At 67.9% G+C, this 14,113-nt stretch carries 10 protein-coding genes, 1 tRNA gene and 1 pseudogene (1 of these 12 only partly in view); 7 read left to right on the top strand and 5 right to left on the bottom strand.

Going from position 1 to position 14,113, the window contains the following annotated elements:
• The first annotated feature begins 40 nt into the window (after nucleotides 1–40).
• The 6 genes and pseudogenes from O6P37_RS06360 to O6P37_RS06335 form a co-directional block, all read left to right on the top strand.
• Nucleotides 41–1,558 (top strand): TldD/PmbA family protein, encoded by a 1,518-nt coding sequence (locus tag O6P37_RS06360; protein ID WP_269893276.1) that lies wholly within the window; start codon nucleotides 41–43, stop codon nucleotides 1,556–1,558.
• Nucleotides 1,555–2,928: a metallopeptidase TldD-related protein gene (locus O6P37_RS06355; protein WP_269893275.1), complete on the top strand. Its 1,374-nt coding sequence runs from the start codon at nucleotides 1,555–1,557 to the stop codon at nucleotides 2,926–2,928. Before O6P37_RS06360 ends, O6P37_RS06355 begins: the two co-directional genes overlap by 4 nt.
• Nucleotides 2,929–2,935: 7 nt before the next feature.
• Entirely contained in the window at nucleotides 2,936–3,778 is an 843-nt protein-coding gene (locus tag O6P37_RS06350) for a carboxymuconolactone decarboxylase family protein (protein ID WP_269893274.1), read from the top strand.
• Between the two features lie 24 nt (nucleotides 3,779–3,802).
• Nucleotides 3,803–4,045 carry a hypothetical protein gene (locus O6P37_RS06345; protein ID WP_269893273.1) on the top strand — a complete coding sequence of 81 codons (243 nt, stop codon included), beginning with the start codon at nucleotides 3,803–3,805 and terminating at the stop codon, nucleotides 4,043–4,045.
• Nucleotides 4,046–4,122: 77 nt separating this feature from the next.
• Nucleotides 4,123–4,199 (top strand) — tRNA-Ile (locus O6P37_RS06340).
• Nucleotides 4,200–4,310: 111 nt separating this feature from the next.
• A pseudogene (locus O6P37_RS06335) lies at nucleotides 4,311–4,823 on the top strand (helix-turn-helix domain-containing protein); the annotation flags it as partial.
• Nucleotides 4,824–4,893: 70 nt separating this feature from the next.
• On the opposite strand, the gene O6P37_RS06330 reads toward O6P37_RS06335, so the two are convergent.
• From O6P37_RS06330 to O6P37_RS06310, 5 genes are all read right to left on the bottom strand, one after another.
• Nucleotides 4,894–5,325: a PaaI family thioesterase gene (locus O6P37_RS06330; RefSeq protein WP_269893272.1), complete on the bottom strand. Its 432-nt coding sequence runs from the start codon at nucleotides 5,323–5,325 to the stop codon at nucleotides 4,894–4,896.
• Between the two features lie 15 nt (nucleotides 5,326–5,340).
• A complete protein-coding gene (locus O6P37_RS06325; RefSeq protein WP_269893271.1) occupies nucleotides 5,341–6,588 on the bottom strand; it encodes a cytochrome P450 in 1,248 nt (415 codons plus the stop codon).
• 42 nt (nucleotides 6,589–6,630) lie between these two features.
• Entirely contained in the window at nucleotides 6,631–6,918 is a 288-nt protein-coding gene (locus O6P37_RS06320) for a hypothetical protein (RefSeq protein ID WP_269893270.1), read from the bottom strand.
• A gap of 66 nt (nucleotides 6,919–6,984) precedes the next feature.
• Complete coding sequence (locus tag O6P37_RS06315) at nucleotides 6,985–8,616, bottom strand: ABC transporter permease (protein ID WP_269893269.1); 1,632 nt, start codon at nucleotides 8,614–8,616, stop codon at nucleotides 6,985–6,987.
• Nucleotides 8,613–9,524: an ABC transporter ATP-binding protein gene (locus tag O6P37_RS06310; protein ID WP_408633120.1), complete on the bottom strand. Its 912-nt coding sequence runs from the start codon at nucleotides 9,522–9,524 to the stop codon at nucleotides 8,613–8,615. Before O6P37_RS06310 ends, O6P37_RS06315 begins: the two co-directional genes overlap by 4 nt.
• 381 nt (nucleotides 9,525–9,905) lie before the next feature.
• On the opposite strand from O6P37_RS06310, the gene O6P37_RS06305 reads away from it, so the two are divergent.
• On the top strand, nucleotides 9,906–14,113 hold the 5' end (the start) of the coding sequence (locus O6P37_RS06305; RefSeq protein ID WP_269893268.1) for a non-ribosomal peptide synthetase. The gene runs 11,110 nt beyond the window's last position; the window shows 4,208 of its 15,318 coding nt (coding positions 1–4,208); the start codon lies at nucleotides 9,906–9,908; its stop codon lies beyond the right edge, outside the window.

Below are 14,113 nucleotides of genomic sequence, written 5' to 3'. Positions count from 1 at the left end.
ATTAAAGCGGGCCGACGACACCGCCACTACGGTAGATGCCGTGACAGCGCCCCGACACGTCGACGCCGACTTCCTGTCGCTGCCCCGCCATCAGCTCGCCGATGCCGCACTGTCGGCCGCGGTGGCGGCCGGAGCCGACCACGCCGACCTGCGGATACACCGCATCACCACCGAGCTGGTGCAACTGCGCGACGGCGAACTGGAGTCCGCCGTCGTGGACCGGGAGATCGGCCTGGCCGTGCGGGTGATCGTCGACGGCACGTGGGGCTTCGCCTCCCACGCCGAACTCTATCCCGCGGTCGCTGCCGACACCGCGCGCCGGGCCGTCGCGGTCGCGCGCACGCTCGCGCCGCTCAACGCCGACCGCGTCGAGCTGGCCGCCGAACCCGTCTACCGCGATGTGAGCTGGGTGTCGGACTACCGGATCGATCCCTTCGCGGTGCCGCTGGCCGACAAGATCGGTGTGCTCGACGAGTATTCCGGCCGCTTGCTGGCCGCGGACGGCGTCGACCACGCGTCGGCCCACCTGTACGCCGCCAAGGAGCAGACCTTCTACGCCGACACCTACGGATCGTCGATCACCCAGCAGCGGGTCCGGGTGCAGTCGTCGCTCGACGCGGTCACCGTCGACGCGTCGGCCGGCGGGTTCGACACGATGCGCACCCTGGCCCCGCCGACCGGCCGTGGCTGGGAGGCGGTCGCCGGGGACGAGATCTGGGACTGGACCGGTGAGCTCGCGCAGCTGCCGTCGCTGCTGGCGGAGAAGGCGAAGGCGCCGAGCGTCACGGCCGGGCGGACCGATCTGGTGATCGACCCGAGCAACCTGTGGCTGACGATCCACGAGTCGATCGGCCACGCCACCGAGTACGACCGGGCGATCGGCTACGAAGCGGCCTACGCGGGCACGTCCTTCGCGACGCCCGACAAGCTCGGCGTCATGCGGTACGGGTCGCCGGTGATGAACGTGACCGCCGACCGCACCGTCGCCCACGGGCTGGCCACCATCGGTTATGACGACGAGGGTGTGCAGGCGCAGAGCTGGGACCTGGTGCGCGACGGCGTCTTCGTCGGATACCAGCTCGACCGCGTGTTCGCCCCGCGGTTGGGCGTGGACCGGTCGAACGGCTGCTCGTACGCGGATTCGCCGCACCATGTGCCGATCCAGCGGATGGCCAACGTCTCGCTGGCGCCCGCGGCCGAGGACGTCGGCACCGAGGACCTCATCGGCCGGGTCGCCGACGGCATCTACATCGTCGGTGACAAGAGCTGGTCGATCGACATGCAGCGGTACAACTTCCAGTTCACCGGGCAGCGGTTCTTCCGCATCCGCGACGGCCGCCTCGACGGCCAATTGCGCGACGTCGCCTACCAGTCGACGACCACCGACTTCTGGGGCTCGCTGGAAGCCGTGGGCGGGCCGTCCACGTGGCGGCTCGGCGGGGCGTTCAACTGCGGCAAGGCACAGCCCGGGCAGGTCGCCGCGGTCAGTCACGGCTGCCCGTCGGCGCTGTTCCGGGGTGTCAATGTGCTGAACACCCGGGATGAGGCCTCTCGATGATCAGTCCGCAGCAGGTGGTCGACACGGTGCTCGCCGCCGCGGCGCAGCGCGGACGGGCCGACGAGACGATGGTGCTGGTGACCGACCGCTCCGACACGGCACTGCGGTGGGCGGGCAACTCGATGACCACCAACGGGGACAGCACCAGCCGTCGCATCACCGTCATTTCGATTGTCCGACAGGGTAACTGGGCCCATGTCGGCTCGGTGAGTTCCAGCGAGGTGGACCCGGCGGCGATCCCGGCGCTGGTCGCCGCCTCCCAGGACGCCGCGGCGTCGGCGCCCGAGGCGCGAGACAGCGCCCCACCGCTGCCGGGGGGCGAACAGCCGGGGGACTGGGACACCCCGGTGCCGGCGACCGGCGCAGAGGTGTTCGCCAGGGTGGCGGGCACGCTGGCGCGCGGGTTTCGGGGCGCCGACCAGTTGTACGGCTATGCCCGCCACATCGTCGAGACGACGTTCGTCGCGACGTCGACGGGGCTGCGCAGGCGCTACACGCAGCCGACGGGATCGGTGGAGATCAACGCCAAGCGGGGGAATGCCAGCGCCTGGGCGGGGACGGGTACGCACGACTTCGTCAACGTGACAACCGATTCCCTGCTCGAAGAGGTGGATCTCCGGTTGGGGTGGGCCGATCGCACCGTCGAGCTGCCCGCCGGGCGGTACGAGACGATCATGCCGCCGTCGACCGTGGCCGACATGATGATCTACCTGGGCTGGACGATGGACGGACGCGGCGCACAGGAGGGCCGCACCGCGCTGTCCGCGCCAGGCGGCGGCACCCGGCTGGGGGAGAAGCTCACCGATCTGCCGCTCACGCTGTACTCGGACCCGTCGGCGCCGGGACTGGCGTGCACACCGTTCGTGGCGGTCGGCAGTTCCTCGGAGCGGATGTCGGTCTTCGACAACGGGATGGACATCGACCGGGTGGACTGGATCCGCGACGGCACGGTCAGCGCGCTCGCCTACCCGCGGGCGGCGGCGGCCGAGTTCGGGGCACCGGTCGCCGTGCCGGCGGGCAATCTGCTGATGACCGGTGGCGACACCGACCTGGCCGACATGATCGCCGGCACCGAACGAGGGCTGCTGCTCACCACGCTGTGGTACATGCGTGAGGTGGATCCGACGGTGCTGCTGCTGACGGGCCTCACCCGCGACGGCGTGTACCTGATCGAGGACGGCGAGGTGACCGCGGCCGTCAACAACTTCCGATTCAACGAGAGCCCGCTGGACCTGTTACGGCGGGCCACTGAGGCCGGGGTCAGCGAGGTGACGCTGCCGCGCGAATGGGGTGACTGGGCGACGAGGGCGGCGATGCCGACCCTGCGAATTCCCGACTTCCACATGTCGTCGGTCAGTCAGGCGCAATAATTCGACGATGCAGGACGGTGAGCTCTTCGGGCTGTTGGGTCGTCTGGTCGGTCTGTCGTCGGGGGATCTGCGTCTCGACGCCGTGATCCGCCTGACGTGCGGCCGGGCGCTGAAGCTCAAACCGCTGCCATGCCAGGTCGATCTGTTCGACGGCAAATCCGAGTGCGAGTCGGTGGTGGCGGCGTTCGCGGAGCAGTTCGCGACCGACGTGTCGGGGATCGGCGACGGTCAGCGCAAGATGCTGCTGTCGGCAGCGGGGGACCGCGCCCTGCGCATCGTGACGGCGACCTTCATCGCGGACTTCCTGCCCAGAGTGTGGGCGGGGTTCGAGGCGCTGGGCATGGGCAGACCCGGCAACGGACCCGAGGTGGCGTGGGACCCCGACACCGACCCGGCGCAGGTGCTGCTCGCGGAGTTCGTGCCCGCGGTGGCGCGGCTGCGCAAGCTCGATCCGGTGACGACGGAGGTGGTGCGGCTGCGCGGGGCGATGCAGCACAACTGCCGGCTGTGCAAGTCGTTGCGCGAGGAGAAGGCGCTCGACGCCGGCGGGTCGGAGGAGCTGTACGGCGACATCGAGCGCTACGAGTCCTCGTCGCGGCTCACCAATCGGCACAAGGCGGCGCTGCGCTATGTCGACGCGCTGCTGTGGACACCGTCGGACATCGATGCACAGGTGGCCCGTGGGGTGCGCAAGAACTTCTCCGAGTCCGAGGCGGCCGAGCTCACCCTCGATGTGATGCGCAATGCGGCCAACAAGATCGCCGTCGCACTGGGCGCCGATGCGGCGCGCGTCGAATCGGGCACGGAGCGGTACCTGGTCGACGAAGATGGTCAGACGGTGTTCGCCTGAAGGCCGGCACGGGAAGGTGGTCACATGAGCTCCGAACACGCAACAGAGCAGGTGGCGCTGGAGCAGATCCAGGAGGGCGACACGATCCTGGACACCGGCTCCGGCAACTGGATCACCATCGTCAGCACGGACAGTGGCACGACGACTGTCCCGCATCCGGGCGCTCCGGACACCGCCGAGGACTACCGCATCTACCACGGCGACCACGGCGAGGTGATCGATTCCCGGACGTTGGAGGGTCTGGTCAGTCGCCAGGTGAGGGAGTGATCGGCCGGTAGGCGAGCGGGATACCACCGCGTCGCCCGGGTTGGGTGCAGGCGCTACTGTCGAGGTCGCCATCACAGGGGGCGGTAGCTCAGTCGGTTAGAGCCGCGGACTCATAATCCGTAGGTCGCGGGTTCGAGCCCCGCCCGCCCCACCACATCCTTTGTATTAGGTCGGGTGATGGCTGACATTTCGATGCCGGGTGTTGCTTGACGGTGTTTCGGCTGATGCTTGTCAGTTGCTTCGGTTGATCCTTGACACTCCCTAGATGAGGGAGTTGAGCGTGGCCGAGCAGCGGTATCAGGCCGTGTTGGCGGTGATCAGTGATGGTTTGTCCATTTCGCAGGTCGCTCAGAAGGTAGGGGTGTCACGCCAGACGTTGCACTCCTGGTTGGCCCGCTACGAAGGCGAGGGCCTCGAGGGGTTGGCGGATCGGTCGCATCGACCGGCGTCGTGTCCGCATCAGATGCCTGCCGAGGTGGAGGCGCGATTGTTGGAGTTGCGGCGTTCACGTCCGTACTGGGGGCCGCGGCGACTGGTGTTCGAGTTGTCCAAACGTGGCGTGAGTCCGGTTCCGTCGGAGTCGGCGGCGTATCGGGCTTTGGTGCGGGCGCAGATGATTGATCCGCATCGTCGGGATCGGCGCTCGCGCAAGTGGAAGCGCTGGGAACGGGCCGCGGCGATGGAGTTGTGGCAGATGGACGTGGTTGGTGGGTTTGCGTTGGCCGATGGCACTTCGGCCGCACACCAGCGCCGAGCCCTGAAACACAACAACGAGTGTCAAGGATCAACCGACACCAATCCGTCAAGCATCAACCGAAGCTCAACAGCCCCACCACATCCTTTATTCGTCACTTCCCGGCAGGCACGGCATGGCCCTGCTTGGAGATTCGGGTGTACGTCGCGCTGGACCGGATGAGGATCCGGTTCTCGGCGTCGAACACCGCGCACTCCGCGCTGAGAAGGGTGCGACCGTTGTGGACCATCTCGGCTTCCGCGCGCAGCGGACCGCCGTGCGGCTGCCGGTAGTAACGGACATGCATGTCCGTCGTCACGGTGATCTCGGACGAATATTCGTAGCACCCGACCAGGCATGTCGCGCAGGCAACGTCTGCGAGTGTGGCCAGCATCCCTCCGTGCACACTGCCTTCGAAGAATCCCCGTACGTCCTCGGTCAGCGGCATGGAGATGATGGCGAGGCCCGGTTTGTGCTCGACGACGGTCATCTGCAGCTGCTTGTGCACAGGCGAACGGTGCAGTTGCTCGTCATCGAAAGCGATCATGCGGTCACTGCCTCACTACACCGGAGTGAATTCGAGGTGCACTTCCTTGAGGCGCCGGAACAGGAAGGTGCGGTCCCACTCGAGCCGACGATCACCCGGCGGGCCGTGGTGGGCTTCGGAGAGCCGGATGTCGGCCATCCTGTCGAGCATGCGTGCCAGGCTCACCCGTACTTCGGCGCGTGCGATCGGGGCGCCGGGGCAGGTGTGGACACCGCGGCCGAAGGCGATGTGGTGCAGGATGTTCGGGCGGTCGAGCCGGAACTCGTCGGGATTGTCGAATCGTTGTGGATCGCGATTGGCCGCACCGTTCATCACGAGGACGCTGGTGCCGGCCGGCACATCGACGTCGCCGATTCTGGTGGGGCGCCGCGCCATGCGGAAGTTCGACTTGATCGGGCTCTCGAACCGCAGCATCTCCTCGATGAAGGGGGAGATCTTCGAGTGGTCCGCACGCAGCTGCTCTTGGAGGTCCGGTCGTTCCGCCAGCATCAGGACCGCGAGACTCAGCAGGTCGATCGTCGTGCCGTGACCGGCGGCGTACATGAACGTGGCAACGCGGGCCACGTCTATCGCGTCCGGCGTCGAACCGTCCGGATACTTTGCCGTAGCGAGCTCGGTGAGGACGTCGTCGCGCGGTTCTCGCCGTCGAGCCTCGACGTACTCGACGAACCACTCCTCCTTCACGCCGACGAAGCCGCTGCGTTCCCCTTCGAGTCTGCTGGCTGTGGCTGCGCGGCGGAAGCGCTCACGATCGGCCTCGGGGACACCGAGCAGGTCGGTGATCGCGTCGAGGGTGAACGGGAAGTTGTAGTCGAGGACGATCTCGCACCTGCCGTTCGCGGCGAAGCGGTCGATCTGCTCGTCGGCGAGACGCCACAGGAAGTCCTCGTTGTTCTTGAGCCGCTTCGGCGTGAACAACCGGCTCAACAACGAGCGGTGGGCAGTGTGCCGGGGCGGATCGAAGGTGATGAAGTAATCGCCGAATGTGATCCGCCCGCGGTGCTTCTCGATCACGTCGGAGATGTCGTCACTGTGTGGTTCGACCGGAATCCCCGACCACGGGCCGCTGACGATGTTGCAGACGGACAGGGCCTTCTCGGTGTCGCGTTGCACCGCGACGGCCTCGTCGTAGCCCGACACCATCACCACACCGTGGGCCGGTTCGCGCCACACCGGGCAACGCCGGATCGCGTCGTAGTACTCGTAGGGATCATCGACGAGCGACTTGTCCGTGAAGAAGTCGCGGTTCTCGGGTCCGCTCACTTCGCCTCCATCGCGTTGCAAGACGCCCTGTGTTCGCTGGGGTTACAGACGGCTGGCGTTCCGCGGTTCCGCCAGAGCGGCCTCGTTCACCTCGGCGTACAGGTCATTGGTGCGCTCCTGTTCTGCCGCAAGCTTTTCGAGGGCTGTCACTGCGCGCCTTAGCAGTTCGTAGGATTCCTCGACCGAAACCTTCCAGTCGTTGATGCTCGGTATCAACCCCATCCGGATTCCCTCCATTGCGACGCGAGACATCCCGGCGCCGTCTGACCAGCGTTTGCTGATAGCGTACGCCCGCAACTGGCGAATGACCCCGGCTTGCGACGAGCACATGCACCGCTCTTCGCCAATTCAAATGTTGAGTCCGGAGCGCGTCGATGCCGTCGCGGTGTCCCGGTATCACGTCGTCACATCGCGCTCGACGTACCCGTAGACGCCACACGCAGCCAGCAGCGCGCCGGTGAGCAGGAGGACGGCGCCACTCGCCCACTCGGGCGGTGCCGCGGGTACAGCGCCGAGGTGGGCCCACGGCGACAGGTCGGCAAGCCACTCCGGTGCGTTCAGTGCCGGCGCGATCGCATTGATCAGGAATCCGCCCACGATCGGCAGTGCGCCGATCGCGCCGGTGGCCGACGGGAGCCAGCCGATGCCCACGGCTCCGGCTCCCGCCGCGAGCAAGGCCACGGGGAGGGAATTCGTTGCACCCGCAAGGGAATCGGCGAACCGCAACGGGGCGCCGGTGATCTTCGCGCCGCCCCACATCGCGACCGCGGCCGAGCAGTGCAGGTACACCACCCCACCGGCCGTGACCGCGAGTTCGGCGGACACCGGCCGACCGCGCGAGACCGGCTGGGCGAGGAGCAGGGTCCACCGACCGGCCTTCTCGTCGGTGACCATCGTCGCCAGGCGCAGGGCGGCGTAGAGGCCGGTGGGGACAGGGAGCAGGCTGAACAGCGGCGCACTGAAGGCGTTCACCGAGTCGAGGCCGGTCACTCCCGCAGCGGCGGCGAGCTCTTCGAACCGTGGGTTCGTCTGGAAGTACTGCAGGACCGAGGTGAGCATCGCGCCTGCCATGAGGAATCCTGCGGCGACGCCCGCCGCCCACCCGAGCGTCGTTCGCGCGGTGCGGCGGAGCGCGAATCCGTGGATGCTGTGCAACATCCGGGTTCGCGGGGGGCGGTCGTCCGATACCGGCACGATGCCCGCGCCCAGATCGCGGTGGCGCGCCGCGATGACGGCCGCGCCGCCCAGCACGATTGGGAACAATCCCAACACGGCCAGCGGGACCATGCGGTTCTCGGCGTACGGCGCCGAGCGTGCCGCCAAGCCGAACGGTGTCGCCCAGGCCAACCACGCCAGTCGAGGTGAGCTGTCGGCGATCATCCGCAGCGCAAGGCCGGCGCCCAGCGCCCCGACCGTCAGTCCCGTGGCGGCGGATCGATTCGGCATCACCTGTGCGGCGAGCAGACCGGTGGTCGCAGAGGTCAGAGCGACGCCCGTGATCCCGGCGGCGTGGATCACCGCCCCGACCGGGGCGGTACGGCCCGCGAGGAGGCCCGCTGCGACGGCGCCGCCGATCATCGTCGAGGATCCGGCGAGGGCGATCAGGTGACGGATGACCACGTCGGCCACCCCCAGCCGTCCACCGAGGAGGAGATTCCACCGACCCGCATCCTCTTCGCCGCGGGTTTCACGGGTGGCGGCGAGTCCGCTCCAGATGCTCGCCAGAGCCAGGGCAGCGGTGCCGGTGCGCCACACGGTGAAGCCGCCGGGGTCGTCTAGTGCGACCGGAGGCCCGAGCAGGACCCGTTCGATGGGGTTCCCGGCGAGGTCCTGGAAACCCGCCTCGTCCAGTGACCGGCGGATCGCCTCGTACTGGCCGGCAAACAGGGCCGACACAGCTCCGCAGGTCATGGCGGCCGCGGCGGCGCCGCGGCGAAGCCGGCGCATCGCGAGCCGGCGCACGGCGCGCCCCGGCGCTGGATGTGGCACCACGGCCGCCGGTGCGCCGGCCGGTGCGACCACCGTCATCGCCGCGCCTCTCCGTAGTACTCGAGGAAGATCTCCTCGAGTGTCGGTTCGTGCATCTCGAGCCCGGTGACGTCGGTTTCGGCGAGTGCCCGGAGCGCGGCGACCGGCGGCCCGGTCAGGCTGAAACGCATTCGATCGCCGTCGAGCGCTTCGACATTCGACACACCCCCGATCTCCTCGAGGAACGGTGGTAGGCCGCGGTAGGACACCTCGACCACCGTCCTGCGCATCTGGCGTAGCTCCGCGATGCTGTCGATCTCGACGAGTCGCCCGGCGCGGAGAATCGCCACCCGATCGCACAGGATCTCCACCTCGGCCAACTGGTGCGAGCTGAGGAACACCGTCTGGCCGCGGTCCCGGGCTGCTGCGACACATTCGCGAAATTCCCGCTCCATCAACGGATCCAGGCCGCTCGTGGGTTCGTCGAGCACCAGCAGCGGAGCCCGCGTCGCGAAGGCGGCGACGAGAGCCACCTTCTGTCGGTTGCCGGTCGAGTAGGTCCTTGCCGGCTTGTCGAGTCGAAGATCGAAACGGTCGACCAGCTCGTCGCGGTAGGCGGTGTCGACGCCGGGGCCAACGCTGCCGAGCAGCTCGAGGGTCTCGGCGCCCGTCAGTTGCGGCCACAACGCGACATCAGCGGGCACATAGGCGAGATGGCGGTGGGTCCGGCGGACGTCGTCCGCAGCGCAGCCGAATATCGTCGCGCTTCCTGCAGTCGGGCGGATCAACCCGAGCAGCAGACGGATCGTCGTCGACTTACCTGCTCCGTTGGGGCCGAGGAATCCGAAGACCTCACCCGGCGCGACGGACATGGTCAGATCGGCGACTGCCACCGTTCGGCCGAAGCGTTTGGTGAGACCGTCGGCGTGGATGGCAGTGCTGCCAACGGTGTGCGCCGGAGAGACCACGCCGCAAGGGTAAGTCACCGTGCGCCGCGCACCCGGCGGATTCCGCATCCCTGCGATGCTGTCGGCACCATCGGGCAGTCATTCGCTGGTATAAGTAATCTCAGCGTCAATATTCGTGGTCGTACAATCGTGCGCAGCGTCGGTCACCAACGCCACAAGCTCATATTTACTTGCTATTTCATGCAAAGCGCCGCCGGCTCTACGGTGCCCACACCATTTACTGAACTAGGTCAGAAGTCCCGTCGAGAACTTTGCCAAAAACCTGGATCGGCGCGTCGGCGGCAGTACGGTTCCCGGCAGACATGTTCGACTCGAGTCGGCGCGAGAGGCCGGGTGAGAGCCGGGCTGTTTATCGGTAGACCCGATTGGGTTGGGGGCCGCATGGAACTCGATGCTGGGCAATTCCCGCTGACGCGGGGCCAGCTGGACATCTGGCTAGCGCAGAGGACGGGCCGCTTCGGTGCGAAGTGGCAACTAGGCGAGCTCCTGCGCATCGAAGGGACCATCGATCCCGGCCTCCTCCATCAGGCGATCGTTCAGGCGGTGCGTGAGGCGGAGCCGCTTCGGGCCGCCTTCTTCGAGGTGGACGGCAGGGTCTTCCAGAGAGCTGTCGACTACCCGGACGTCGACCTCGCCCGCTACGACCTCATGGGCTCGCCGGACCCTGAGCAGGAGGTGCACCGGACGATCTCGTCGATCCAAGCGACGTTGATGCCGCTCGACGGCCCGCTGTTCAAATGGGCACTGCTGCAGACCCGGGTGGACGAGTTCTATCTCTTCGTGTGCTGCCACCACATCGTGATCGACGGGGTCGGCATCCCCCTCGTGTGTCATCGGATGGCGGAGATCTATTCCGCCATCGCTACGGACGCGCCGGTCCCGCCTGCCTTTTTCGGATCGCTGCGGGATCTCATCGAATGCGAATTGACCTACGAATCCTCGACCGAATATCTCGACGATTCGGCGTACTGGACGCAGAACCTCCCGCCGGAGAGCGAACCGCGTTACCGGTTGGCGGATGCCGTCGCGGGCCACCACGACGAGGAGTCTCGCGCACCGGTTCGGCTCGCCCCCGCCGCCGTGGCCGGGCTCCGACACCTGTACCGGAGCCTCGGGGTGCGTCGGTCGTCGGTGATCACCGCGGCGTGCGCGCTCGTGGTGCGTGCGTTCGACACGGAGAGCCCGGAGGTCGTGCTCGACTTCCCGGTGAGCAGACGGGTGCGACCGGAGATTCAACTGGTGCCCGGCATGGTGTCGGGATTCGTGCCGCTGGTGCTCAAGGCCTCACCGGAACTATCCGCCTCGGAATTCTGTGTGCGCGTGGACACCCAGATGCAGGATGCGCTGGAACACCAGCGATTTCCCGTGCACTCGATCGACTACAAGGCGACTCTTCGCGGCTCGGGACAGGCTTCGAACCGGGTGGTCATCAATTTCATCCCGGCCACACATACCGGGTTCTTCGCCGACGCCGCGGCGACGGGGACGCTGACCCACGCGGGGCCCGTCGAATTCGCGCTGGTCTTCTTCAGGGACGGCGACGATCTCTTCCTCAGCACGGCCGGTCCCGGACAGTTCTTTGCGAACAGCGACGTCCGCGATCTGGCAGCGCGGTTGGAGCGGGTGTTGCTGGCGATGGCGGCCGATCCGGGGCGGCCGTTGTCGTCGCTGGATCTGCTCGACGAGGCCCAGCATGCCCGGCTGGATGCGATCGGTCACCGCCCGGTGCTGGCCCAGCCGGTGACCCCGCCGGTGTCGATTCCGGAGTTGTTCGCTGAGTGGGTGAACCGCACGCCCGATGCGGTGGCGGTCACCTTCGAGGGCCGGTCAACGTCGTACCGCGAGCTCGATGAGGCGGCGAATCGGTTGGCGCACAGAATATCCGGCCACAGCATCGGCCCGGGTGACTGTGTCGCGCTCCTGATGGAGCGTTCGGCCGACGCGGTCACCGCGATCCTGGCCGTGCTCAAGACGGGGGCGGCCTATCTACCGATCGACCCCGCAGTGCCGACGTCCCGGATCAAGTTCATGATCGCCGATGCCGCGCCGAAGGCGGCGATCACCACCACCGGGTTGGCGGGCAGGCTGAGCGGCTGCGACCTCCCGGTGATCGACGATGTCGATGATCCCCGCAGCCACGCTCGACCCGGTGCCGCGTTGCCGACGCCGCGCGGCCCGGCCTCCGATGACATCGCCTACCTGATCTACACCTCGGGCACCACCGGCACCCCGAAGGGCGTGGCGGTCACCCATCAGGGTGTCACCCGGTTGCTGGCATCGTTGACCGCCGGCTTGCCGGAGGCGGGGGTGTGGTCGCTGTGCCATTCGTTGGCCTTCGACGTGTCGGTGTGGGAGATCTTCGGTGCGCTGCTGCGGGGCGGGCGCCTGGTGGTGGTGACCGAAGCGGTGGTGATCTCGCCGCCGGACTTCCACGAGGTACTCGTTGCCGAGGGCGTCAGCGTGTTGACCCAGACGCCGTCGGCGCTGGCATTGCTGCCCGATCAGGGCCTGGAGTCGACGGCGTTGGTGATGGCCGGTGAGGCATGCCCGGCCGAGGTGGTGGACCGGTGGGCACCTGGGCGGGTGATGATCAACGCCTACGGTCCCACCGAGACCACGATGTGCGTGGCGATCAGTGCGCCGTTGACCGCGGGCGCGGATGTGGTGCCCATCGGCTCGCCCGTGCCCGGTGCGGCGCTGTTCGTGCTGGATGGCTGGTTGCGCCCGGTGCCCGCGGGTGTGGTCGGCGAGCTGTACGTGGCCGGCGGTGGGTTGGCGTGTGGATATGTGCGGCGCGCCGGATTGACCGCGTCGCGTTTCGTGGCGTGTCCCTTCGGCCGGCCCGGGGCCCGGATGTACCGCACAGGGGATCTGGTGCGGTGGGGCGGCGACGGGCAGTTGCAGTATCTCGGGCGCGCCGACGAACAGGTGAAGATCCGCGGCTATCGCATCGAACTGGGTGAGATTCAGGCGGCACTGGCGGGCCTGGACGGGGTGGATCGCGCGGTGGTCATCGCCCGCGAGGACCGCCCCGGTGACAAGCGCCTGGTCGGCTACATCACGGGGACCGCGGAACCCGCCGAGATCCGCGCGCAGCTGGGCGAGCGGCTGCCGGCCTACCTGGTGCCTGCCGCCGTGGTGGTCCTGCCTGCGCTGCCGCTGACCGCCAACGGCAAAATGGACACCCGCGCCCTGCCGGCACCGGAGTCCCAGGAGGTCGACGGCTACCGCGCCCCTGGCACCGCGGTCGAGGAGATTCTGGCCGGGATCTATGCCGACGTACTGGGTCTGATTCGCGTCGGCGTCGACGAATCGTTCTTCGATCTCGGTGGGGATTCGCTGCTGGCGATGCGGCTGTCCGCGGCGATCAACACCTCACTCGATGCCGATGTCTCTGTGCCCACCGTGTTCGACGCACCCACGGTCGCCGAGCTGGCCTGCCGCATCGACACGGGTTCGCGTCGGCTCGCGCCGCTGGTGCCGGTCGCGCGGCCGCCGGTGGTTCCGCTGTCGTATGCCCAGCAGCGGCTGTGGTTCATCGACCAGCTGCAGGGACCGTCCCCGGTGTACAACCTATCAGCGGCACTGCGGTTGGGCGGTCTGCTCGAAACCGAGGAGTTGCGTGCGGCGCTGGCCGATGTGGTGGACCGTCATGAGAGTCTACGCACCCTGCTCGCCGCGCCCGGGGGAGTACCCCAGCAACTGGTGGTGCCCTCCGAGTGCGCCGACTTCGGCTGGGATGTCGTCGACGCCACCGGCTGGTCGGCAACCCGGCTGGATGACGCCATCGGCGCGGCAGTGCGGCACAGTTTCGACCTGGCATCTGAGATTCCGCTGCGCGCAACGCTTTTCCGACTGGCCTACGACGAGTACGTGCTGGTGGCGGTGGTGCATCACATCGCCGCCGACGGCTGGTCGATCGCCCCCCTGATCAGGGACCTCGGGATTGCCTATGCCGGCCGGTACGCCAGGCGCGCACCCGCGTGGGAGCCGCTACCGGTGCAGTACGTCGACTACACACTTTGGCAGCGCGCACAACTGGGCGATCTCGACGACAGCGACAGCCCCATCGCCGCACAGCTGGCCTACTGGGAGCAGGAGTTGGCCGGGCTGCCCGAACGCCTGCAGCTGCCCACCGATCGGCCGTACCCGGCGGTGGCCGGACAGCGCGGTGCCAGCGTGGTCGTGGATTGGCCGGCCGAGTTGCAGCAACAGGTCGCGCGGGCGGCGCGTGAGCACAAGGCGACCAGCTTCATGATGGTCCAGGCCGCCCTGGCGGTGCTGTTGTCGAAGCTGAGCGCCAGCCCGGACGTGGCCATCGGATTCCCGATCGCCGGACGGCGCGATCCCGCACTCGATGATCTGGTCGGATTCTTCATCAACACCCTGGTGCTACGCGTCGACGTGTCGGGGGATCCCACCACCGCCGAGCTGCTGGGCCAGGTGCGCCGACGCAGCGTGTCCGCCTACGAGCACCAGGACGTGCCCTTCGAAGTGCTCGTGGAGCGGCTCAACCCCTCGAGGTCGATGGCGCATCACCCGCTGATCCAGGTGCTGGTGGGCTGGCAGTTCGCCGGGGACAGCGATCC

Origin of the sequence: Mycobacterium hippophais, assembly GCF_027529605.1 — a bacterium.
Lineage (GTDB): Bacteria > Actinomycetota > Actinomycetes > Mycobacteriales > Mycobacteriaceae > Mycobacterium > Mycobacterium arseniciresistens.
Note: the sequence above shows the minus strand (reverse complement) of the source record. Positions and strands in the feature narration are given on the sequence as shown.

Coding starts and splice junctions, on each gene's coding strand:
- O6P37_RS06355 (WP_269893275.1), top strand. CDS start 1,555: ATGATCAGTCCGCAGCAGGTGGTCGACACGGTGCTCGCCGCCGCGGCG.
- O6P37_RS06350 (WP_269893274.1), top strand. CDS start 2,936: ATGCAGGACGGTGAGCTCTTCGGGCTGTTGGGTCGTCTGGTCGGTCTG.
- O6P37_RS06345 (WP_269893273.1), top strand. CDS start 3,803: ATGAGCTCCGAACACGCAACAGAGCAGGTGGCGCTGGAGCAGATCCAG.
- O6P37_RS06330 (WP_269893272.1), bottom strand. CDS start 5,325: ATGATCGCTTTCGATGACGAGCAACTGCACCGTTCGCCTGTGCACAAG.
- O6P37_RS06320 (WP_269893270.1), bottom strand. CDS start 6,918: ATGTGCTCGTCGCAAGCCGGGGTCATTCGCCAGTTGCGGGCGTACGCT.
- O6P37_RS06315 (WP_269893269.1), bottom strand. CDS start 8,616: ATGACGGTGGTCGCACCGGCCGGCGCACCGGCGGCCGTGGTGCCACAT.